We start from the raw sequence: 19879 nt of genomic DNA on the forward strand, positions 1-19879 counted from the left end.
TGTGGGTCGGGTCGTTCAGCAGGGCGCGTACAGCCGGCGGGTCCCCGACCCGGCGGACCAGGCGGCGGGGTCGCTGAACCGGCAGCCGAAGTCCGGCGCCGCCACCGCCGCCGGATCGGTGACCGCGTCACCGGCGGGCCGCTGGCCGGTGCGTACCCAGGTGACCAGGTCGTCCCAGGCGGCGCCGGCCTCGGCCGGGCTGAACTCGCAGTGCTGCGCGGCCCGGACCGCCCGCTGGACCACCAGGCGGCTGCGGCCGTGCCACGCCGCGTCCTGGGCGTACGCCTGCTCCATGCTGAACGGCACGAAGAGGTCGCCGAGGTCGTGCAGGCTGAGCACCGGCGCGGTGGGGCGGCCGCTGATCCGCGGCACCTCGGTCAGCGTCGGTGACAGCCGCTGCCACGGGCTTTCCGGCGCGACCCGCTGCACGGTGGCGTTGACGTCCACCGGGCTGTTCGGGGAGTACCGGGTGAGCAGGTTGGTGGCGAGCTGACCGGGGCGCTGGGCGGGGGAGTCGCCGCCGTCCGTGGTGGCGATGCCGAAGAGGAAGTCCTTCCAGACCGCGAAGGCGGCCTCCGCGCCGGGCCGCTCCCCGCCGGAGCGGTTGACGGTGATGGCCCGCAGCTGCTTGCCGAGGTCGTTGGTGGTGTCCGGGCCGCCCGGCTTGAGACCGGCCAGCCCCAGCGCCACCTGGATCCGCGGCACCGCGTTGGTGAGGTAGTCGTCCGGTGTCGGGTACGCGCGCACCCCGGCGAGGGCCTGGGCGACCAGGTTGTAATCGAGGAAGAAGTCGAACAGTGCGTGGTCGCCGAGCACCCCGCACATCGGCAGCGCCCCGTCGTAGTAGGCCGGGTACTGCTCCAGCGAGCGGCCGATGATGTGCCCGCCCATGGACACCCCGGCGATGAGCACCCGCTTCGGCCGCCGCACCGTGTCGGCGAAGAAGTCGGCCAGCTCCCGGGTGCCGAGCACGCCCGAGCGGATGTCGTACCCGTTGCGGTCGTACGAGGACGCCGCCCAGGCGTACCCCTGCTCCAGCATTCGCTGGCGCAGGCCGAACCCGGGCGGCTCGGGGGAGAGCACGGTGCCCTGGCCGCGGTAGCCGTGCGCCCACATGACCAGGTCGCCGTTCCATCGCGCGGGGATCTCGATGATGAAGCCGGCGTGCTCGTGCACGCCCTGGCGGACGGTGCTGGCCGCGCCGTCGACGACCAGCGGCGCCAGTGGTGGGTTGTTGATGGTGTAGCCGGGCAGCGGCTGGCTGCCGTCGTCGTCGCGGTCGGCGGCGGCGGCGGGCGCCGCGCCGGCCAGACCGACCGTGAGGGTGAGGGCCGCCCCGACGGCGAGCAGCCGGCGGGCCAGGCGGGTGGTTGAGGTCAGCATCGTTGCTCCCCCGGGGACGGGTGCCGCCCCGAATCGCGGGGCGACCAGGCGGGACGGATGCCTACCGGCCGGTAGCGACCTGAACCTAGGCTCGGCCTCGAACCCTGTCAATCACCACTGACCGAACGGTCAGTCAGCCGCGCCCGGTTCGCCCACTGTGGCGGGTCACACCAGGCCGTGCGCCAGCATCGCCTCCGCCACCCGCCGGAAACCGTTGATGTTCGCGCCGGCCACGTAGTCGCCCGGCAGGCCGTACTCCTCGGCGGTGGCCCAGCAGCGGGTGTGGATGTCCCGCATCGTCTCCCGCAGCCGGCGTTCCGACTGGGCGAACGTCCACGAGTCCCGGCTGGCGTTCTGCTGCATCTCCAGCGCGCTCACCGCCACGCCGCCGGCGTTGGCCGCCTTGCCCGGCGCGAACCGCACCCCGGCCCGGCCCAGGATGCGTACCGCCTCCGGGGTGGTGGGCATGTTCGCCCCCTCCACCACCGCCACGCAGCCGCCGGCCACCAGCGCCGCGGCCTCCGCGCCGCCGATCTCGTTCTGCGTCGCGCACGGCAGCGCCAGGTCGCAGCGCACCTCCCAGACGGTACGGCCGGAGACGGCCACCGCGTGCGGCACGTGCCGCACGTAGTCGTCGAGCCGGGCCCGCCGCTCCTCCTTCAGCTCCCGCAGCAGCTCCAGGTCGATGCCCTTCTCGTCGAGCACGTACCCGTCCGAGTCGGAGCAGGCCACCACCGTGCCGCCGAGCTGGTGCACCTTCTCGATCGCGTAGGTGGCCACGTTGCCGGAGCCGGAGACCACCACCCGCCTGCCGTCCAGGCCGTCCCCGGTCTGCTTCAGCATCTCCTCGGCGAAGAAGACCGCCCCGTACCCGGTCGCCTCCCGCCGCACCTGCGCGCCCCCGTACGCCAGGCCCTTGCCGGTGAGCACCCCCGCCTCGTACCGGTTGGTGATCCGCTTGTACTGCCCGAACAGGTAGCCGATCTCCCGACCGCCCACCCCGATGTCCCCGGCCGGCACGTCGGTCTGCGCGCCGATGTGGCGATGCAGCTCGGTCATGAAGCTCTGACAGAAGCGCATCACCTCGCGGTCCGATCGGCCCTTCGGGTCGAAGTCCGCGCCGCCCTTGCCGCCCCCGATCGGCAGGCCCGTCAGCGCGTTCTTGAAGATCTGTTCGAAGCCGAGGAACTTCACGATGCCCAGGTAGACCGACGGGTGGAAGCGCAGGCCACCCTTGAACGGGCCGAGCGCGCTGTTGAACTCCACCCGGAACCCGCGGTTGACCCGGACCCGGCCGTGGTCGTCCTCCCACGGCACCCGGAAGATGATCTGCCGCTCCGGCTCGCAGATCCGCTCGATGATCCGCGCGTGCGCGTACTCGGGGTGACGGGCCAGAGCCGGGCCGATGCTCTCCAGCACCTCCCGCACCGCCTGGTGGAACTCGGGCTCACCCGGGTTCCGCTGGACCACGTTCGCGAACACCGTCTCGACCGTCTCCGGCATCACCGACACGTCCCTTCCGGTCCCGGCGGTGGCCCCGTCGCCCCGCCGACCGCCCCCGGGTACGGATCGTCACCACCGTCCGGTTCACTGGTCGGATGGACGAGTTGATCTGGGACACGGCCCGGGCCTCCCGGGCCTGGCTGGACGCGGCCAACGGCACCGGGGACACGGAGCTGACCTGCCGCGTCCTGAAGCTCACCGAGGAGGTGGGGGAGGCGGCCGCGGCCTGGATCGGGGTGCTCGGACAGAACCCGCGCAAGGGGGCCACCCACACCCGTGAGGACGTCGCGGCGGAGTTGGCGGACGTGGTGTTCACGGCGCTGGTGGCGATCGAGAGCCTGGGAATGGACGCACGATCCGTGGTGTCGGCCTGCGCCGCGAAGGTGCGGTCCCGCCTCGCCTGAGGTGGTGGGGGCCGTCGTGCCCCCCTCGTTGCTCGACTCGCTGTGCGGCGTGCCGGGGTGTCCGTTGCCGCCGGAGACGGCCGGGTGCGGCAGGTCGAGCGGATCGGGTTGTCCGCGCCGTCGACCTGGTGCCGGGGCGAACCCGGGGACCGTCGCGGCGGGCTGAGCGTAGAGTCGGGCGGTGGACCGTACCGAATCCCTGCCCGCGCGGACCCTCCCGCCAGGCGCCGCCCCCGCCGAGCAGACCAGCGTGCTGCTGCCCGGCCACGACGTGCCGCTCGGCCGCTACACGACGGTACGGCGGCTGCTGCCCCAGCGGCAGCGGCGGATGGTCGGGGCCTGGTGCTTCGTCGACCACTTCGGACCGGACGACGTCGCCGAGCGGCCCGGCATGGAGGTGCCGCCGCACCCGCACACCGGCCTGCAGACGGTCACCTGGCTGCTCGACGGGGAGATCCTGCACCGGGACAGCCTGGGCAACATCCAGCCGATCCGGCCGGGCCAGCTCAACGTGATGACCTCCGGCCACGGCATCGCCCACTCGGAACGGTCGCCGGCCGTGCACCCACCGCTGATGCACGGGGTGCAGCTGTGGGTGGCGTTGCCGGATCCGGCGCGGTCCGGGGCGGCGGACTTCGCCCACCACGCGGAGCTGCCCCGGTGGCGCGACGGCGACCTGGACGTCACCCTGCTCGTCGGCGAGGCGGGCGGGGAGCGTTCCCCGGCGGTGGTGCACACCCCGCTGGTCGGCGCGCAGCTCGAGGCGCGCGGTCCGGCGCCGGCCACGCTGCCGCTGCGCCGCGACTTCGAGTACGGGCTGCTGGCGATGTCCGGAGCGGCCGAGGTGGACGGCGTGGCGCTCGCGGTCGGCGCGCTGCTCTACCTGGGCGCGGGCCGGGACACGTTGACCCTGCGGGCCACCCCGGGCACCCGGCTGCTGCTGCTCGGCGGTACCCCGTTCGAGGAGCCGCTCGTGATGTGGTGGAACTTCGTCGGCCGCTCGCACGAGGAGATCGCCGCGGCCCGGGAGGACTGGATGGCGGGGCGACGGTTCGGCACCGTCGCCGACGACCCGGCGCCGCCGTTGCCGGCCCCGGCGCTGCCCACCACCCGGCTGAAGGCACGGGACCGACGGGGCGGCGTGCTGGGCTGAATGCCCGGCCCGGGCGTGGGTAGACGGCGGGTATGCCGACCACTGCGATTTCCAGCATTGAGGACAAGAAGCGGCTGGTCCGCCGGCTCGCCGGGGACGGTCGGGGCTTCGCCGAACGGTACGGATTCCGGGTCGTGAACAACCCGTCCCACCTGTTCCAGGTGCTCTACCTGTCCGTTCTGCTGGCTCGGCGGGGCGACTTCCGCAAGGCGGTCGACAGCGCGGGCGCGCTGCGGGACGCCGGCTGGGACAGCGCGGCCCGGATGGCCCGCTCATTGCAGGCCGACCGGGTACGGGTGTTGCGGGCGGCCGGGCAGCGCGGCGACGTGGAGGCGCTCGCCGACGTGCTCGGCGACCTGGCCCGGACCGTCGTGGACCAGTACCGGGGCGACCTGCGCCGGCTACGCACCGAGGCGCATCAGGATCCGGCCCGGGAACGGCGGATGCTCATGGCGTTGCCCGGCGTAGACGACGAGGTGGCCGACCTGTTCCTGCGTGAGGCGCAGGCGGTGTGGCGCGAGGTGGCGCCGGTGGCGGATCGGCGGGCGCTCGCCGCGGCACGCCGGTTGGGTCTGGGCCGGTCCGCGGCCGACCTGGCCGGACTGGCCGGCAGCGGCGAGTCGGAGCGGCTGGCCTGGCTGGTGGGCGCACTGGCCAGGGTGGACCTGGAGAAGCGGTACGCCGAACTGACCGGCTGAGCCGGGTGCGGCGCGCGCCACACTTTCGCGGTTCTCACCCATTCGGCTGATTGCTCGTCGTATGATGATCGTGGCAGCGATGCCCGCCCGGTTCGGGCGAACATCCCACCGCCTGTCGATCGCGACCCGGTTCGGGCGCGGACCGGCAGGGACAGGTGCTGCGTGGCGCCCCAGGTTGCGGTTCGTGACCCGGGGCGCCCGCCTGTCCGGAGAGGTTTCACGCCGCCAGTCCGGCCAGGAGGTTCACCGTGGCGGCGATGATGACCGCGCCGAACAGGTAGGACAGCAGGGATTGCCGCAGCACCGTGCGGCGCATCTCCGAGCTGCACAGGTCGGTGTCGGAGACCTGGAAGGTCGCGCCGACGGTGAAGGCAAGGTAGGCGAAGTCGACGAAGCAGGGCGGCTCGGACTGGTGGAAGTCGATCCCGCCGGGGTCGCTGCTGTAGTACAACCGGGCGTACCGGGTGGTGAAGACGGTGTGTACCACGAGCCAGGAGAGCACCACGCTGAGCACGCCGAGCGCGCCGTACAGGTCCCGGGGCAGCCCGGGGCCGACGGCCTTCGCGCTGGTGAGCACCACCCCGACCGCCAGCAGGCTCGCCAGGCAGGCGGCCAGCAGCAGCGCGTCCCGCATGGCCCGGTTGGGGTCCTCCAGCTTCGCCAGCCGCGCGGTCCGCCCGGCGTCCAGCCGGGACAACCGCCCCCACAGCAGGGCCAGCCAGCTCAGCGCCGCCGCGTCCCAACCGACCAGGGGGCCGACCGGCGGCGACACCAGCACGCCGGCGAGTCCACCGCAGACCGCGCCGACCAGCCCCATCACCACGAGCTGGAGAGCGGCGGGAACGTGCCCGACCACCCGGGTCCGGCGCGGCACGGGAGGGCGTCAGATGCCGCGCAGGTGCTGCGAGACTCGCTCGTGGCGCTTGTCCCGGGCCTGGGCCGCGCGCTGCGAGCGGCTCACCTCGGGTGCGGCGTCGATGCCGGCCGACCGGGCCACTTCGGTGCCGTTGGCGTAGTCCACCGGTGGCAGGGCCCGCAGGGCCTGCAACACCTCCGGCGGTGCGCCCTCCCGTTCGGCCTCGCGGATGACGTCGTCCTTCGCGGCCGGGTAGTCCAGCGCCGACAGGTAGTCAAGGACATCCGTGTAACTCGCCATGGGTGGGACTCCTCGCGCCTGTAGTTGCGGTCACGACCGGCGGCGGTTACCCGGGTCGACCCGGCTCACGCACGGCAGCGGCCGGAAATCCCGGGCCGTTTCCGGCCCGTCCCGGCGGGTACCCGGCGGGACGCGAGCAGCCGTGAGGGGGTAGCGCCGATGAACTACGACACCTTCGTCGAGCAGGTCGCCCTGCGATCCCGGACCGCTCCGGAACGGGCGGCCGAGCTGACCCGGGCCACCCTGGAGACCCTGACCGAGCGGCTGACCGGTGGTGAGGTGCTGGATCTGGCCGCACAGCTGCCCAAGGCGTTGCAACTGGTGCTCAAGCCGCATCCGGCCACCGAGGCGGCGGACCGGTTCGGGGCCGCCGAGTTCGTCGCCCGGGTCGGGCAGCGGGCCGGCGTGGACGAGAACGCCGCCCGGGACGCGGTGCGGGCGGTCTTCGTCACGCTCCGCGAGGCGATCACCGGGGGCGAGTTCGACGACGTCGTGGTCCAGATGCCGCGCGACTACCGGGACATGGTGGAGCCGGCAATGGCACCCGGGGCCACCCGCCGCTGACCCCGGCCCGGCGGCGTCGGGCGCCGGTCGGCGGCCACCGCGCGGCGGCCGACGCCGGGGTGCCCCGCGGGCCGTCAGGCGACCGTGCCGGCGGCGCGCAGGGCGGCGATCCGGTCGGCGTCGAAGCCGGCCTCCGCGAGCAGTTCGTCGGTGTGCTCGCCGGCCTGCGGCGCCGGACGGCGGACCGAGGTGGGGGTGGCGGAGAACCGCGGCGCTGGGGCGGGCTGGCTGACCCCGTCGTGCTCGACGAAGACGTCCCGGGCCGCCAGATGCGGGTGCTCCGGCGCCTCCGCCCAGTCCAGCACCGGCGTCACGCAGGCGTCGGAGCCGGCCAGCAGCCGGGTCCACTCGTCCCGGGTGCGGGTCCGGAACAGCCGCGCCCACGCCTCGCGCAGCGCCGGCCAGTTCGCCACGTCGGTGCGGTCCGGGGCCTCGTCGCCGTCGAGCGGGAAGCCGGTGAGCCGGACCAGTTCGTCGTAGAACTGCGGCTCCAGCGCGCCCACCGCGACGTACCGGCCGTCGGCGCACTCGTAGGTGTCGTAGAAGGGCGCGCCGCCGTCGAGCAGGTTCACCCCGCGCGGGTCCTGCCACATGCCGAAGCGGCGCAGCGCGTGGATCTGGGTGGCCAGCACGGAGACGCCGTCCACGATGGCCGCGTCGACGACCTGGCCGGGTGCTCCGGCGCGGACCGCGTACAGGGCGGCGACGATGCCGAGCGCCAGCATCATCCCGCCCCCGCCGAAGTCGCCGAGCAGGTTCATCGGCGGCACCGGACGCTCACCGGCCCGGCCGATGCCGTGCAGCGCGCCGGTCAACGCCAGGTAGTCGATGTCATGGCCGGCGGTCCGGGCGAGCGGGCCGTGCTGCCCCCAGCCGGTCATCCGGCCGTACACCAGCCGGGGATTGGCGGCGAGGCAGTCGTCCGGGCCGAGGCCGAGCCGTTCGGTGACCCCGGGTCGGAAGCCCTCGATCAGCGCGTCCGCGCCGGCCACCAGGGCCATCGCCACCTCGCGCCCCTCGGGCGTCTTGAGGTCGACGGCCAGCGAGCGCCGGTTGCGGTTCAGCAGGTCGCCGGGGACGTCGCCGAAGCCCCCTTCGCTCACCCGGTCGAGGCGGACCACGTCCGCGCCGAGGTCGGCCAGCATCATCGCGGCGAACGGGCCCGGTCCGATGCCCGCCAGCTCGACCACCCGTACGCCGGTCAGCGGTCCCTGGTTGCTCATCGCGACACCATAGGGCCCGATCCGCCCGGGGCACCATGCCGGACGGCCCACACAGCTGTTGACCAGGGCAATCACCTCGCCCGTCGACTTGGCGGCCGGGGTGAGGTTGCCCTAACCTGGACGGTGCGAGGGGAGTACTTCCCACGAACCATTCCGGTCAGTACGGCGCGCCCCGGGCGCGCCTCGGGTGGTTGCCCACGAGCCGTGGGTGAAGGAGACCTCGAACATGACACGGTGTTCGGGGAGGCTCTATGACCGAATCGTCCCATCTGTCCGCCGGCGCGCTGTCGTCGATCGGCACCCCCACCCTGTGGGCGGTCACCATCGCCGGGGTGCTCGCCCTGCTGGTCCTGGACTTCCTGCTCACCCGCAAGCCGCACGAAGTGTCGATCAAGGAGGCGCTCGGCTGGTCGGCGTTCTACATCGCCCTGCCGCTGGCCTTCGGCGCCTGGATCTCGTTCCGCTTCGGCGGCCGGCAGGGCGTCGAGTACCTGACCGGCTACCTCGTGGAGAAGTCGCTCTCGGTCGACAACCTCTTCGTCTTCATGCTGCTGCTCGCCGCGTTCGCAGTGCCGAGTGTGCTGGCCCAGCGGGTGCTGCTCTACGGCATCGCCGGCGCGCTGGTGCTGCGCGCGGTCTTCATCGCCCTCGGCGCCGCCGCCCTGCAGACCCTCGACTTCGCCTTCCTGCTCTTCGCGGTCATCCTGATCGCCACCGCGGTGAAGCTGCTGCGCGACGCCCTCGCCGGGCACGAGCAGGAGGTCGACATCAACCGGATGCGGTCGGTGAAACTGCTCCGCAGGGTGATGCCCGTGGTCAACGAGTACCACGGCACCAGAGTGACCGTCCGGCAGCACGGCCGCCGCGCGCTCACCCCGTTCGCCCTCGTCGTGGTCGCGGTGCTCGCCACCGACGTGGTTTTCGCGGTCGACTCGGTGCCCGCCGTCTACGGCATCACCGAGGACCCGTACCTGGTCTTCGCCACCAACGCGTTCGCGCTGCTCGGCCTGCGCGCGCTCTACTTCGTCCTGCACGCCGCGCTCAGCCGGCTGGTGCACCTCAGCTACGGCCTGGCCGTCATCCTGGCGTTCATCGGCGTCAAGCTCGGCCTGCACTGGGCGCACGGCAGCTGGCCCGGGGTGCCGCAGATCCCCACGCTCGCCTCGCTCGGCGTCATCGTCGGCGTCCTGGTGATCGTCACCCTGACCAGCCTGCGCGCCACCCGCCACCGCGAGCCCGGCGAGGCGAAGGTCATCGCGGAGCGACACTGATCCACCGGCCCCGGCCCCCGCGGTGGTCACCCACTGCGGCGGGTCTCGCCGAACCCCTCGCCCGGCCACACCCCGAGGTGGTACGACTGACCGGTGGGAATCGTGTCGCCCGGCTTCCAGGGCCGGCCCCGCTCGGCCGAACCGGCCCTGCCCCCGGGCCAATACCTCACCCAGGACTTCCCGGTGCTCTCCGCCGGCCCGACGCCGAGAGTGCCCCTGGACACCTGGGAGTTCGTGCTGACCGGCGAGGGCGGTGCCGAGTTCCGCTGGTCCTGGGACGAGCTGATGGGCCTGCCGCAGGAGACGCCGACCGTGGACATCCACTGCGTCACCCGCTGGTCCAAGCTGAACACCAACTGGCAGGGCGTCTCGCTGGACACCCTGCTCGACGGCGTCGACACCGCCGCCCGGTACGCGCTGGTCCACTCGTACGGTGGATACACCACCAACCTGCCGCTCGACGACCTGCGCGGCGGCCGGGCCTGGGTGGCCCACAGCTACGACGGCGGCCCGCTGCCCGCCGAACACGGCGGCCCGGCCCGGCTGCTCGTCCCGCACCTCTACCTCTGGAAGTCGGCGAAGTGGGTGCGGGGCATCCGGCTGCTCGTCGACGACCAGCCCGGCTTCTGGGAGACCGCCGGCTACCACGACTACGGCGACCCGTGGCGCGAGCAGCGCTACCAGGGCGACTGAGGTGGGCGCGCCCACGACCAGCGGTCGGGTCGTCGCGCCGCTGACCTGGCGGGTGGCCCGGCTCGCCGAGCGGCGGATCGAGACCCCGACCGCGCAGACCCTCGTACTCGACGTGCCGGGCTGGCCGGGGCACCTGCCCGGGCAGCACGTCGACGTGCGGCTCACCGCCCCCGACGGCTACCAGGCCGCCCGGTCGTACTCCCTGGCGGCGCCCGCCGAGGGGGAGCGGATCGAGCTGACCGTGCAGCGGGTGCCCGACGGGGAGGTGTCGGCGTACCTCACCGAGGTGTGGGCGCACGGGGACCCGGTCGAGGTACGCGGGCCCGTCGGCGGCTGGTTCGTCTGGCGGACCGAGGAGGCCGCGCCGGTGCTGCTGGTCGCCGGTGGTTCCGGGGTGGTGCCGCTGATGGCCATGATCCGTGGTCGCCGCGCCGCGGGCAGCCGGGCGCCGTTCCGCCTGATCTACTCCGTCCGCACCCCCGACGACGTCTTCTACGCCGACGAGCTGCGTCGCCGCGCCCGCGACGACCGGGGCCTCGACGTGACCTACGTGTACACCCGCCAGGCAGCGGAGAGCTGGCGCGGCGAGCCGCACCGGATCGGCCTGGCCGACGTGAACAGCCACGGCTGGCCGCCCGACCTGGAACCCCTCTGCTACGTCTGCGGCCCCACCGGCTTCGTGGAGACCGTGGCGGATCTGCTGGTGGGGCTGGGCCACCCGACCCGGCGGGTGAAGACCGAGCGCTTCGGACCCACCGGGTGACCAGCGAGGAGGACCCATGACCGATCTGTCCTACCTGGACGGCAACATGCTCGACGGGCCGCTGCGTGAGCTGTTCGCCGTGGACCTCAGCGGCGCCACGGGGCGCTGCGACAACTGTGGCACGACCGGCCCGATGGCCGGGCTGCACGTCTACTCGCACGCCCCCGGCCTGGTGGGCCGCTGCCCGGCCTGCACGGGGGTGATGCTCCGGCTGGTCCGGGCGCCCGACCGGGCCTGGCTGGACCTGCGCGGCAGCACCTTCCTCCAGGTGCCGATGCCCTTCGACCAGCCCTACCCGCGCCCGCTCTAGCGCCACGCGCGCCTGCCCACCGACGTCGGCCATCGGGTCGAGGCGGCGTACCGGGCGGCACGGGGCATGACGAGGAGGGCTTGGCGGGCGGGCGAATATCTGCTCGCCCGATCACCGTTACCCCGGCTAGCGTCCGGCGCCGTGGCCGATCTGCATCCGCTGGCGTTCCTGCTCGGTCTGGAGGGGGTGGCGCTGCTGCGGGCAGTCGCCGGCGACGACGGTCTGGACCGGGCCTTCGTCGAGGCCCGGATCGCCGAGGTCCGCCGGCTGCTGGACGAGGCCGCTCCGACCCTCGGCGGCGGGGTGGATCGTGGCACCCTGGGCACGGTTGATGGTTACCGGAGTTGGGCGTCCACTTACGACCAGCCAGGCAACCCGCTGCTCGAGGTGGAGGAGGCGGTGGTCCGGGCCATCCTCGACAGGTTGCCGCCCGGCCGGGCGCTCGACGCGGCCTGCGGCACCGGTCGGCACGCGGCCTGGCTGGCCCGGCGCGGCCACACGGTGACCGGCGTGCACAGCTCACCAGAGCTGCTCGACCGGGCACGGGTGAAGGTGCCAGGCGCCGAGTTCCTGGCCGGCGATCTACGCGCGTTGCCCGTACCGGACGGGGGTTTCGACCTGGTGGTGTGTGGGCTGGCGCTGGCCCACGTCGCCGAGCTGCCGGAGGTGCTGGCCGAGTTCGCCCGGGTGCTGCGGCCCGGCGGGCACCTCGTCATCTCCGACGTGCATCTGGTTTCCCGCTATCTCGGCGGGGTGGTCCACCAGACCGGCCCGGACGGTCGCCTGGGGATGCTGCCCGCCTACCGGCGCGGTGCGGCCGACTACCTCGCCGCCACGTTGCCGGCCGGGTTCCTGGTGCGCGGCTGCGCCGAGCCCGGCTGGCCGCCCACCGACTCCGCCGGCGGCCCGCAGGCCCGCGTCTGGTGCCCGGAGGCGGCCGACGTCGCCTACACCGGCACCCCCGCTGCGATCATCTGGCACTTCACCCGCGCGTAGGAACCGCCCTGTCAACCACAGCCCACGCAAAGGTGGGCCACAGCGGCCACCTGAGCTACGGCTGCACAGTCGTGTCCAGCAGACCAGTCCCTTGCGTCAGGAGGACCACGACGATGCATTCCGATCAGCCGCGCCGTGCCGCGCCGACCTACCGGGGCCGCCCACTGGCCCGTCCCGAGGAGGACATCGAGGACCAGGGCCTCGGCTTCGACCTCGGCACCCTGCTGGGTCGTCGCCAGCTCTTCCGGGTGCTCGGCGTCGGCGCTACCGGCGTCGCGCTCGCCGCCTGCGGCAGCACCGACCGCGGCGGGTCGCGCGGCGACTCGTCCGCGCAGGGCGCGGGCACCGCGACGGCGGCGACCGCCGGAGAGATCCCGGACGAGACCGCCGGCCCGTACCCGGGCGACGGCTCCAACGGCCCGGACGTGCTCGAAGAGAGCGGGATCGTGCGCAGCGACATCCGCGGCAGCTTCGGCGACGCGACCGGCACCGCCGAAGGCGTCCCGATGACCCTGGAGCTGACCATCCAGGACCTCGCCAACGGAGGCACGCCGTTCGCCGGAACGGCCGTCTATGTGTGGCACTGTGACCGTGCGGGCCGCTACTCCCTTTACTCGCAGGGCGTCACGGGGGCGAACTATCTGCGGGGCGTCCAGGTCGCCGACGCCGCCGGCAAGGTCCGCTTCACCAGCGTCTTCCCCGCCTGCTACGCCGGTCGCTGGCCGCACATTCACTTCGAGGTCTACCCCGACGGGGAGAGCATCAACGATGCGGCCAAGGCCATCGCCACATCGCAGATGGCCCTCCCCCGGGACGTCTGCGACACCGTGTACGCCCAGGCCGGTTACGAACAGTCGGTGACCAACCTTGCCGGGGTGAGCCTCGACAGTGACAACGTGTTCGGCGACGACGGCGGCGCCACGCAACTGGCCACCGTCGTCGGCGACGTCACCAGCGGCTTCACCGTCGCCCTCGCGGTGCGCGTCGACACCAGGACGGCCCCCACCGGAGGCCAACTCGCCGGCAACGGCCGTCCGCCCGGGGATGCGCCCGGTCCGGGCGGTTCCGGTGGCCCGGGCGGCCCACCGTCGAACGGATCGCCGCCGTCCGCGTCCTGAGCGTCCGTTGCTGATCGTCCCCGGCGGCGCTGGTCCGCCGCCGTCGTGACCAACCGGCACTCGGCCCGCTCGACCGATGGAAGGTCGAGCGGGCCCGGACCCGACAGCGGGTGAACCGGCCGGCCGGCGGTCAGCCTGCGTCCGCCAGGCGCCGCCAGGCCACCGCGGCGAGCGCCGCCAGCACGGCGGCGGCCAGCCAGAACGGTGCCACGATGCTCCCGGTGGCCCGGGCGAGGACCCCGCCCAGGGCGGTGCCCACGGCCGCGCCACCCAGATCGGCGAGGGAGTAGACGCTGTTCACCCGGCCCCGCAGCCGGTCCGGCACGAGGCGCTGCCGCAGGGACACCACGAGCACGCCCCAGACCATGGTGTGCACCCCCCAGACCGCCAGGGCAGCGCCGGCCACCCAGGGTTGCCGGGTGGCGGCCAGCACGACCTGGAGGCCGACCTCGATCAGCAGCCCGACCCGCAGCAGCGTCGGAGTGCCGAACCGGGCCCGCAGCCGGGTCGCCAGGGTGCTCCCGGCCAGCCCGCCGAACGCCGAGGCGGTCAGCAGCACGCCGTACCCGACCTCGGCGAGGCCGAGCCGCTGCCGGGCGTAGAGCACGAACGCGGCGAACGCCGCGCAGAACGCCACGTTCATCACCGCGATGCTGACCGCCAGGGTGCGCAGCACCGGCACGGCCCAGAGCGCGCGCAACCCGGCGGCGATGTCGGCCCGCAGCGAGCGCTCCGCTCCGATGACCGCGGGGTCCGGCGTCGCGGCCGGGACCGGCCGCCGGCGCAGCAGCGCCAGCAGCAGGGCGGCCAGCCCGAAGGTGGCCGCGTCGAACCCGAACGGCAGCGCCGCCGCCAGCACGAAGAGGTACGCCCCGAGCGGCTTCGCCGCGAACTGGTTGCCGACCACGTAGGTGGCGAAGAGTCGGCTGTTGGCCTGCTCCAAGCGCTCCTTCGGGACCACCGCGGGCAGCAGCGCCCCGGCGGCGGTGTCCGCGAGGGTCTCCCCGACGCCGGTCAGGAAGAACGCCAGGCAGATCAGCGGCACGGTGGCGACCCCGGCGAGCACGGCCCCGGCGAGTGCGCCCAGCACCAGCCCGCGGCCGACGTTGACCGTGACGATCAGCTGACGCCGGTCGACGCGGTCGACGAGTGCCCCGCTGACCAGGGAGAAGAGTAGCCAGGGTAGTTGCGGGGCGAGGGCCGCGGCGGCCACGGCGGCCGGGTCGCGGGTCAGCGAGGCGACCAGCAGCGGGCCGGCGACCATGGTGACGCCGTCACCCAGGTTGGAGACCGCCGAGGCGGTCCAGAGGTGGTGGAAGTCCCGGCCGAGCCGGGCGGTGGGAACGGTGGCCGTCATGCCGGCCACCGGGCAGGGGTACGCGGTCCGGGCGCGACGGGGCGCCCGGACGGGATCTCCGGAAACACGAGGAACTCCCTCGGAAGCGATGTGGTGGCGTACGCACGCCAGGACGGGGGACCCGAGCGGGGGTCACCTGATCGCTTCGCGGCGAGGAGGCGGTGCCGAGGGTTGCGCCGGGCGGCGTCGAAGCAGCCGGCGGCGCGGATCAGGACACCGCGGTCCCCAGCGGCGAAGCGGAAACCAGCACCGTGCCGAGTGGAGCAGTCCTCATGATCGACCTCCCGTCGTCCGGGCCGAGGATAGGGCAGGTCGGGCCGCCGGGCGACCCCGCCGGCACCCCGCACGGGCCGATGGCGCAGAGTGGGACGCCGTGAGATACCTGCGCACCGACGGCCGGGTCGGCATCCGGCGGCCCCGACCCGCCGACGAGGCGGAGTTCACCGCCGCCGCCCGGCGCAGCCGGGAGCTGCACCACCCGTGGCTCGCCGCCCCCGACGACCCGGAGTCGTACGCCGCGTACCTGCGCAAGATCCGGGGAAGCGGCAATTCGGGCTACCTGTTCTGCGACCGGGCCACCGGCGAGATCGCCGGCTACGCGAACATCAGCGGCATCGTCATGGGCGCGCTGCGCGGCGGCTACCTCGGCTACGCCGCCTTCCTGCCGTACGCCGGGACCGGGCACACCTCGGCCGGCGTCCGGCTGGTTGTCGAGCACGCCTTCACCGCGCTCGGCCTGCACCGGCTGGAGGCGAACATCCAGCCCGGCAACGAGTCGTCCAAGCGGCTCGCGAAGCGGCTGGGCTTCCGGCTGGAGGGCTTCTCGCCGGACTACCTGTTCATCGACGGCGCGTGGCGCGACCACGAGCGCTGGGCCATCACCGCGCCGGAACCCGGGCGAGGCTGAGGGGCGGCCGCCCAGGCGACGGCCGCCACCCCTGTCGTCGGGTCAGCGCCCCGGACCCCGGGCCTCGGGGCGCTGCCCGGTCAGCCGTTGCAACTTCGCCTGCTTGTGGTCGACGCGCCGGCGCTGCCGGGGCGTGAGCCGCGGGCTGCCGCTCTGTCGGTTGTAGTTGGACACGCGTCGATCGGTCGGCACGATGCTCACAGCGGGTTCCCTTCTATCGACTGCACGGCGAGCGGGACATCCCTCAGGGCCGGCACCTCCTGTCGCTGCGGCTCCCGGGTCAGCGTCGCGGTGCCGCGGTCCGGCTGCACCTCCAAATAGGGCGGGATGTCGCCTTCCGTTCGGCCGGCCATCGCGACCGCGACCGGGGCGCGACACTGCCGCTCAGGCCGGACCTGGATGGTCTGCCCGGGGCGGACCAGGTAGGAGGGTCGGTTGACCTTGCCGCCGTTGAGCGTGAACGCGTTGTGGGCGACCAGGTCACGTGCCTCGTCGATGGAGCGGGCGAATCCGGCGCGGTGCACCAGCGCGTCCATCCGCTGCTCCAGTTGGCCGGTCAGGTTCTCCGCCGAGTCACCTGGGTGGCTGACGGCCGCCACCAGGGCCCGGGCCAGCTGCCGATCCCGCAACTCGTAGCGGGCGCGCACCTGTTTCCGCGCGCTGTCGTCCAACCAGGGACCGCCGGGGGCTGTCCGTCGCCCGCCGCGCACGCCGACCGGATGCCGCTGGCGCCGCATCCGGTAGCCGTATGCGGGGTGGATCGGGAACACGTCGTCGGGCGCGGGACGTACGGTGGTGCGGACCGCCATGTCGTTTCCTCCCTCGGCTCTCGCGCTCCCACCACCCTCCGTCGCCCACGGGCGAGGCGGCCTCACCCGATTCGAGTGATCAGACGGGCGACGGTCACGCGGCGGCTGACGACGCCCTGCGGACACCGTCCCCGCGTCGGGTGTACCGCGTCGATCTGGTGCGTACCGCGCCGCACCTGTCCGGGCCGAGCGGTGGCTCGCCGCCGACTTCGCCCTCGGCGACCGGCACGTTTGTCGCCCTCCTCGGCGGGAACGGCAGCGGGCATGACGAAACCTCGTGTGGTGATCGTGGGGGCCGGGTTCGCCGGTTACCACGCGGCGAAGACGTTGAGCCGGACGGCCGGCAGGCGGGCCGAGATCGTCCTGCTGAACACGACCGACTACTTCCTCTACCTGCCGCTGCTGCCCGAGGTCGCCGCCGGGGTGGTCGAACCGACCCGGATCACCGTGCCGCTCGCCGGCACCCTCGACGGCGTCCGGGTGGTGGTCGGCGAGGCGGACCGGGTCGACCTGCAGAACCGCTGGGTCGGCTACCACTCCCCGGAGGGCGACCACGGCCAGCTCGCGTACGACCGGCTGGTGCTCTCCGTCGGCAGTGTCAACAAGCTCCTGCCGATCCCCGGCGTGACCGAGTACGCGCACGGCTTCCGTGGCCTGCCCGAGGCGCTGTACCTGCACGACCACGTGGTACGCCAGGTCGAGCTGGCCGAGCTGACCGAGGATCCGGCCGAGCAGCGCGCCCGCACCACGTTCGTGGTCGTGGGCGCCGGCTACACCGGCACCGAGGTCGCCGCGCACGGCCAGCTCTTCACCGACCGGCTGATCGCCCAGCGGCCGCACCTCAAGGTCCGGCCGCGCTGGATGCTGCTCGACGTGGCGCCGCGCGTGCTGCCCGAGCTGGACAAGCGGATGTCGACCACCGCCGACCGGGTGCTGCGCCGGCGCGGGGTGGACGTGCGGATGGGCACCTCGGTCTCCGAGGCCACCCCGGACGGCGTCATGCTCACCGACGGCGAGTACGTCCCGACGTGCAGCCTGGTCTGGTGCGTCGGCGTACGCCCCGACCCGTTCGTGGCCGAGCTGGGACTGCGGACCGAGAAGGGCCGCCTGGTGGTCGACGAGTACCTCAACGTCCCCGGCCATCCCGAGGTGTTCGCCTGCGGCGACGCGGCGGCCGTGCCCGACCTGGCCCGCCTCGGGCAGATCTGCACGATGACCGCCCAGCACGCCCAGCGGCAGGGCAAGCTCGCGGCGCACAACATCGCCGCCTCGTACGGGGAGGGCGTCCGGAAGCCGTACAAGCACCACGACCTGGGCTGGGTGGTGGACCTGGGCGGCAAGGACGCCGCGGCCAACCCGCTGCAGGTGCCCCTGGCGGGACTGCCGGCGAAGGCCGTCACCCGTGGCTACCACCTGCTCGCGATGCCGGGGAACCGGGCCCGGGTGGGCGCGGACTGGGTGCTCGACGCCGCGCTGCCCCGGCCCTCGGTGCAGCTCGGACTGGTGCCCGGGAACGCCGTACCGCTGGAGAGCGAGTCGCCCGAGGTGGTGCGGCGCGGCTGAGTGAGGGCCGGGTCAACCGCCGGCCGGCGGCGGGTCTCCCGGCTCGGGGGACCGGTCGCCGGCCGCGTCGTGCCGCGGTCCGGCGTCGTCGCCCCGGTCCGGATCGCCGTCGACCGCCGGGGACGGGACCGTCCGCCGGCCGGCCGGGGCGAACTCGCGCAGCAGGATCTGCCCGATGCCGGCCGCCGGGATGGCCAGCAGCGCACCCACGAAACCGGCGAGCTCGGCCGCGATCAGCACGCTGACCAGCACGGTCAGCGGGTTCAACCGGACCGCACGGGACATGATGAGCGGCTGCAACAGGTGGTTCTCGAGCTGCTGGTAGACCACGAAGAAGACCAGCACCACCACGCCCGTGGTGGGGGAGTGCAGGAACCCGGCCCCGGCCGCGATGATCGCTCCCAGGGTCGCCCCGACCAGCGGGATCAGGTCGGCGATGGCGACCAGCAGGGCGATCACCGCCGCGAACGGCACCCCGGTGACCCAGAGCACCGCGAAGGTCAGCCCGCCACAGATCACGCTGATCAGCAGGTTGCCGCTGAGATAACCGGTGATGGTGCGGGAGGCGGCCCGCCCGATGCGGCGCAGCCGCTCCGCCGGGCCGTCGCCGACCAGCGCCAAGGCGCCGGCCACGACCTTCGGGGCCTCCAGCACCATCAGGTACGCCAGCACCACCACCGTCAGTAACCCGGCGACGGTTTCCAGCACGCCCCGGACCAGCCCGACGGCCGGCTGGCTCAATCGGGATCCGTAGCGCTGGAGCTGGTCGGCGTGGGCGTTGGCGTACCGCCGGAGGTGGAACCGGTCCAGCAGCTCGCCGAGCGGACCCCGGCCGGCCCGGGTCTCGCGCAGCAGCTCCGGCGCCCGGTCGGCGAAGCGGCTCACCTCGTTCAGCAGCGGCAGCACGATCATCGCGCCCAGCGCGGCGAGCACCGCGAAGGTGGCCAGGAAGACCAGCAGGGTGGCCACCGCCCGACGCCGTACGAACCGCCGTTCCACCCCGTCCACCAGGGGCTTCAGGGCGACCGCGAAGAACGCCGCGACGAGGATCCAGACCAGCACCCGGCGGGTCGCCCAGAGCAGGCCCAGCGCCACCACGGTGGTCAGCACCAGGCCGATGACGATCAGCGCCCGCCGGGCGGTGGCCCGGTCGTCGGCGTCGCTCATCCGGCGCGGCTACCCGCGCGGCGGGCGGGGAAACGCCGCGCCGGCTCAGCGCCCGGCGAGGCCGGCGTCGGTGGCCGGGCGGGTCCCCGCGACGAAGGCGTCCAGGGTTGCGCCGTGCAGCACGCCGCCGGGCACCGGGTCCCCGGCGGCGCGGGCGACCAGCCGGCGTACCGGCAGCCGGTCGGGCCGGCGGGCGGCGGCGAGCACCAGGTTGCCGTAGCGCCGGCCGCGCAGCATGCGCCGGTCGGCGACCAGGCAGACGGCGCGCAGCGTCGCCACCTGGCTGCGGCAGAACACCAGCGGCGGCAGGTCGGTGACGTTGACCAGGTAGACGCCGTCCGGGCGGAGCACCCGGGCCACCTCGACGGCGAACTCGACGACGGCCACGTGCCGGGGCATCCGGGCCGCGCGGTAGACGTCGGCGAGCACCAGGTCGTACGCGTCGGCCGGCGCGTCCGTCACCGCGGCCCGGGCGTCGCCGATGGTCACGTCGACCTCGGGCGGTACCGGGGGCAGCTCGCGGCGGACCAGTTCGACCACCGCCGGATCCAGCTCGACGACGCGCTGTGCGGAACCCGGACGGGTGGCCGCCAGCCAGCGGGGCAGGGTCAGGGCGCCGCCGCCCAGGTGCAGCGCGGTCAGCGGCCGCCCGGGCGGGGCGGCCAGGTCGACCACCGCGGCCATCCGGCGGACGTACTCGAAGTGCAGGTGGCGCGGGTCGGCGACGTCGACGTAGGACCGTTCGACCCCGGCGGCGAGCAGCGTACGTCCGGTCGGCCGGGCCCGGTCCACGACGATCTCCACGATCTCCCCGCTCCCCACGGCGGGCAACGGTACCGGG

General features: G+C 73.9%; 22 protein-coding genes. 12 read left to right on the forward strand and 10 right to left on the reverse strand.

Annotated features, from left to right (window positions below; all coding sequences use genetic code 11):
* Positions 1-15: 15 nt before the first annotated feature.
* Positions 16-1383 carry an alpha/beta hydrolase family protein gene (locus ACL02O_RS28765; RefSeq protein WP_412821309.1) on the reverse strand — a complete coding sequence of 456 codons (1368 nt, stop codon included), beginning with the start codon at positions 1381-1383 and terminating at the stop codon, positions 16-18.
* 165 nt (positions 1384-1548) lie between these two features.
* Positions 1549-2886 (reverse strand): NADP-specific glutamate dehydrogenase, encoded by a 1338-nt coding sequence (gdhA, locus tag ACL02O_RS28770; protein WP_412821310.1) that lies wholly within the window; start codon positions 2884-2886, stop codon positions 1549-1551.
* Between the two features lie 95 nt (positions 2887-2981).
* On the opposite strand from gdhA, the gene ACL02O_RS28775 reads away from it, so the two are divergent.
* The 3 genes from ACL02O_RS28775 (at position 2982) to ACL02O_RS28785 (ending at position 5141) form a co-directional block, all read left to right on the forward strand.
* On the forward strand, positions 2982-3290 hold the full coding sequence (locus ACL02O_RS28775) for a MazG-like family protein (protein ID WP_412821311.1): 309 nt from the start codon (positions 2982-2984) through the stop codon (positions 3288-3290).
* 181 nt (positions 3291-3471) lie between these two features.
* Positions 3472-4443 (forward strand): pirin family protein, encoded by a 972-nt coding sequence (locus ACL02O_RS28780; RefSeq protein WP_412821312.1) that lies wholly within the window; start codon positions 3472-3474, stop codon positions 4441-4443.
* Positions 4444-4475: 32 nt separating this feature from the next.
* Positions 4476-5141: a hypothetical protein gene (locus ACL02O_RS28785; protein ID WP_412821313.1), complete on the forward strand. Its 666-nt coding sequence runs from the start codon at positions 4476-4478 to the stop codon at positions 5139-5141.
* 217 nt (positions 5142-5358) lie between these two features.
* Here ACL02O_RS28785 and ACL02O_RS28790 read toward each other — a convergent pair whose 3' ends face one another.
* Both ACL02O_RS28790 and ACL02O_RS28795 read right to left on the reverse strand, forming a co-directional pair.
* A complete protein-coding gene (locus ACL02O_RS28790; protein WP_412821314.1) occupies positions 5359-6015 on the reverse strand; it encodes a DUF1345 domain-containing protein in 657 nt (218 codons plus the stop codon).
* 9 nt (positions 6016-6024) lie between these two features.
* Positions 6025-6297 (reverse strand): DUF2795 domain-containing protein, encoded by a 273-nt coding sequence (locus tag ACL02O_RS28795; RefSeq protein WP_412821315.1) that lies wholly within the window; start codon positions 6295-6297, stop codon positions 6025-6027.
* 159 nt (positions 6298-6456) lie between these two features.
* Here ACL02O_RS28795 and ACL02O_RS28800 point away from each other — a divergent pair, with 159 nt between their 5' ends.
* A complete protein-coding gene (locus ACL02O_RS28800; RefSeq protein ID WP_412821316.1) occupies positions 6457-6861 on the forward strand; it encodes a DUF2267 domain-containing protein in 405 nt (134 codons plus the stop codon).
* Positions 6862-6935: 74 nt separating this feature from the next.
* Here the strand turns inward: ACL02O_RS28800 and ACL02O_RS28805 are convergent, their stop codons facing one another.
* Positions 6936-8084, reverse strand: a complete 1149-nt coding sequence (locus tag ACL02O_RS28805; RefSeq protein WP_412821317.1) for a CaiB/BaiF CoA transferase family protein — start codon at positions 8082-8084, stop codon at positions 6936-6938.
* Positions 8085-8335: 251 nt separating this feature from the next.
* Here ACL02O_RS28805 and ACL02O_RS28810 point away from each other — a divergent pair, with 251 nt between their 5' ends.
* From ACL02O_RS28810 to ACL02O_RS28835, 6 genes are all read left to right on the forward strand, one after another.
* Entirely contained in the window at positions 8336-9355 is a 1020-nt protein-coding gene (locus tag ACL02O_RS28810) for a TerC/Alx family metal homeostasis membrane protein (RefSeq protein ID WP_412821318.1), read from the forward strand.
* Between the two features lie 102 nt (positions 9356-9457).
* Positions 9458-10048 carry a sulfite oxidase-like oxidoreductase gene (locus tag ACL02O_RS28815; RefSeq protein WP_412821329.1) on the forward strand — a complete coding sequence of 197 codons (591 nt, stop codon included), beginning with the start codon at positions 9458-9460 and terminating at the stop codon, positions 10046-10048.
* Position 10049: 1 nt separating this feature from the next.
* Positions 10050-10811, forward strand: coding sequence for a ferredoxin reductase (locus tag ACL02O_RS28820; protein ID WP_412821319.1), 762 nt, complete (start codon positions 10050-10052; stop codon positions 10809-10811).
* Positions 10812-10827: 16 nt separating this feature from the next.
* On the forward strand, positions 10828-11121 hold the full coding sequence (locus ACL02O_RS28825) for a DUF6510 family protein (protein WP_412821320.1): 294 nt from the start codon (positions 10828-10830) through the stop codon (positions 11119-11121).
* A gap of 141 nt (positions 11122-11262) precedes the next feature.
* On the forward strand, positions 11263-12117 hold the full coding sequence (locus ACL02O_RS28830) for a class I SAM-dependent methyltransferase (protein WP_412821321.1): 855 nt from the start codon (positions 11263-11265) through the stop codon (positions 12115-12117).
* 113 nt (positions 12118-12230) lie between these two features.
* Positions 12231-13235 (forward strand): intradiol ring-cleavage dioxygenase, encoded by a 1005-nt coding sequence (locus ACL02O_RS28835; protein ID WP_412821322.1) that lies wholly within the window; start codon positions 12231-12233, stop codon positions 13233-13235.
* Between the two features lie 130 nt (positions 13236-13365).
* Here the strand turns inward: ACL02O_RS28835 and ACL02O_RS28840 are convergent, their stop codons facing one another.
* Positions 13366-14592, reverse strand: a complete 1227-nt coding sequence (locus tag ACL02O_RS28840; RefSeq protein WP_412821323.1) for an MFS transporter — start codon at positions 14590-14592, stop codon at positions 13366-13368.
* 373 nt (positions 14593-14965) lie between these two features.
* On the opposite strand from ACL02O_RS28840, the gene ACL02O_RS28845 reads away from it, so the two are divergent.
* A complete protein-coding gene (locus ACL02O_RS28845) occupies positions 14966-15499 on the forward strand; it encodes a GNAT family N-acetyltransferase (protein ID WP_412821324.1) in 534 nt (177 codons plus the stop codon).
* A 42-nt stretch (positions 15500-15541) separates the two neighbouring features.
* Here the strand turns inward: ACL02O_RS28845 and ACL02O_RS28850 are convergent, their stop codons facing one another.
* Both ACL02O_RS28850 and rpsD read right to left on the reverse strand, forming a co-directional pair.
* Entirely contained in the window at positions 15542-15700 is a 159-nt protein-coding gene (locus ACL02O_RS28850) for a hypothetical protein (RefSeq protein ID WP_412821325.1), read from the reverse strand.
* Positions 15697-16308: a 30S ribosomal protein S4 gene (gene rpsD / locus ACL02O_RS28855; RefSeq protein ID WP_412821326.1), complete on the reverse strand. Its 612-nt coding sequence runs from the start codon at positions 16306-16308 to the stop codon at positions 15697-15699. The genes ACL02O_RS28850 and rpsD overlap by 4 nt, the downstream gene beginning before the upstream one ends.
* Positions 16309-16572: 264 nt before the next feature.
* On the opposite strand from rpsD, the gene ACL02O_RS28860 reads away from it, so the two are divergent.
* Complete coding sequence (locus ACL02O_RS28860) at positions 16573-17871, forward strand: NAD(P)/FAD-dependent oxidoreductase (RefSeq protein ID WP_412821327.1); 1299 nt, start codon at positions 16573-16575, stop codon at positions 17869-17871.
* 12 nt (positions 17872-17883) lie between these two features.
* Here ACL02O_RS28860 and ACL02O_RS28865 read toward each other — a convergent pair whose 3' ends face one another.
* Together ACL02O_RS28865 and ACL02O_RS28870 are read right to left on the reverse strand one after the other, a co-directional pair.
* Positions 17884-19038, reverse strand: coding sequence for an AI-2E family transporter (locus tag ACL02O_RS28865; protein WP_412821328.1), 1155 nt, complete (start codon positions 19036-19038; stop codon positions 17884-17886).
* 45 nt (positions 19039-19083) lie between these two features.
* The gene (locus tag ACL02O_RS28870) at positions 19084-19860 is read right to left on the reverse strand and encodes a spermidine synthase (protein WP_412821330.1); all 777 of its coding nucleotides are present in this window, start codon (positions 19858-19860) and stop codon (positions 19084-19086) included.
* Positions 19861-19879 lie beyond the last annotated feature (19 nt).

The organism is Micromonospora mangrovicola (assembly GCF_047200535.1).
Taxonomy (GTDB): Bacteria; Actinomycetota; Actinomycetes; order Mycobacteriales; family Micromonosporaceae; genus Micromonospora.

Coding starts and splice junctions, on each gene's coding strand:
- ACL02O_RS28795 (WP_412821315.1), bottom strand. CDS start 6,297: ATGGCGAGTTACACGGATGTCCTTGACTACCTGTCGGCGCTGGACTAC.
- ACL02O_RS28810 (WP_412821318.1), top strand. CDS start 8,336: ATGACCGAATCGTCCCATCTGTCCGCCGGCGCGCTGTCGTCGATCGGC.
- ACL02O_RS28835 (WP_412821322.1), top strand. CDS start 12,231: ATGCATTCCGATCAGCCGCGCCGTGCCGCGCCGACCTACCGGGGCCGC.
- ACL02O_RS28805 (WP_412821317.1), bottom strand. CDS start 8,084: ATGAGCAACCAGGGACCGCTGACCGGCGTACGGGTGGTCGAGCTGGCG.
- ACL02O_RS28800 (WP_412821316.1), top strand. CDS start 6,457: ATGAACTACGACACCTTCGTCGAGCAGGTCGCCCTGCGATCCCGGACC.
- ACL02O_RS28785 (WP_412821313.1), top strand. CDS start 4,476: ATGCCGACCACTGCGATTTCCAGCATTGAGGACAAGAAGCGGCTGGTC.
- ACL02O_RS28825 (WP_412821320.1), top strand. CDS start 10,828: ATGACCGATCTGTCCTACCTGGACGGCAACATGCTCGACGGGCCGCTG.
- ACL02O_RS28860 (WP_412821327.1), top strand. CDS start 16,573: ATGACGAAACCTCGTGTGGTGATCGTGGGGGCCGGGTTCGCCGGTTAC.
- rpsD (WP_412821326.1), bottom strand. CDS start 16,308: ATGGCGGTCCGCACCACCGTACGTCCCGCGCCCGACGACGTGTTCCCG.
- ACL02O_RS28865 (WP_412821328.1), bottom strand. CDS start 19,038: ATGAGCGACGCCGACGACCGGGCCACCGCCCGGCGGGCGCTGATCGTC.
- ACL02O_RS28765 (WP_412821309.1), bottom strand. CDS start 1,383: ATGCTGACCTCAACCACCCGCCTGGCCCGCCGGCTGCTCGCCGTCGGG.
- ACL02O_RS28840 (WP_412821323.1), bottom strand. CDS start 14,592: ATGACGGCCACCGTTCCCACCGCCCGGCTCGGCCGGGACTTCCACCAC.
- gdhA (WP_412821310.1), bottom strand. CDS start 2,886: ATGCCGGAGACGGTCGAGACGGTGTTCGCGAACGTGGTCCAGCGGAAC.
- ACL02O_RS28775 (WP_412821311.1), top strand. CDS start 2,982: ATGGACGAGTTGATCTGGGACACGGCCCGGGCCTCCCGGGCCTGGCTG.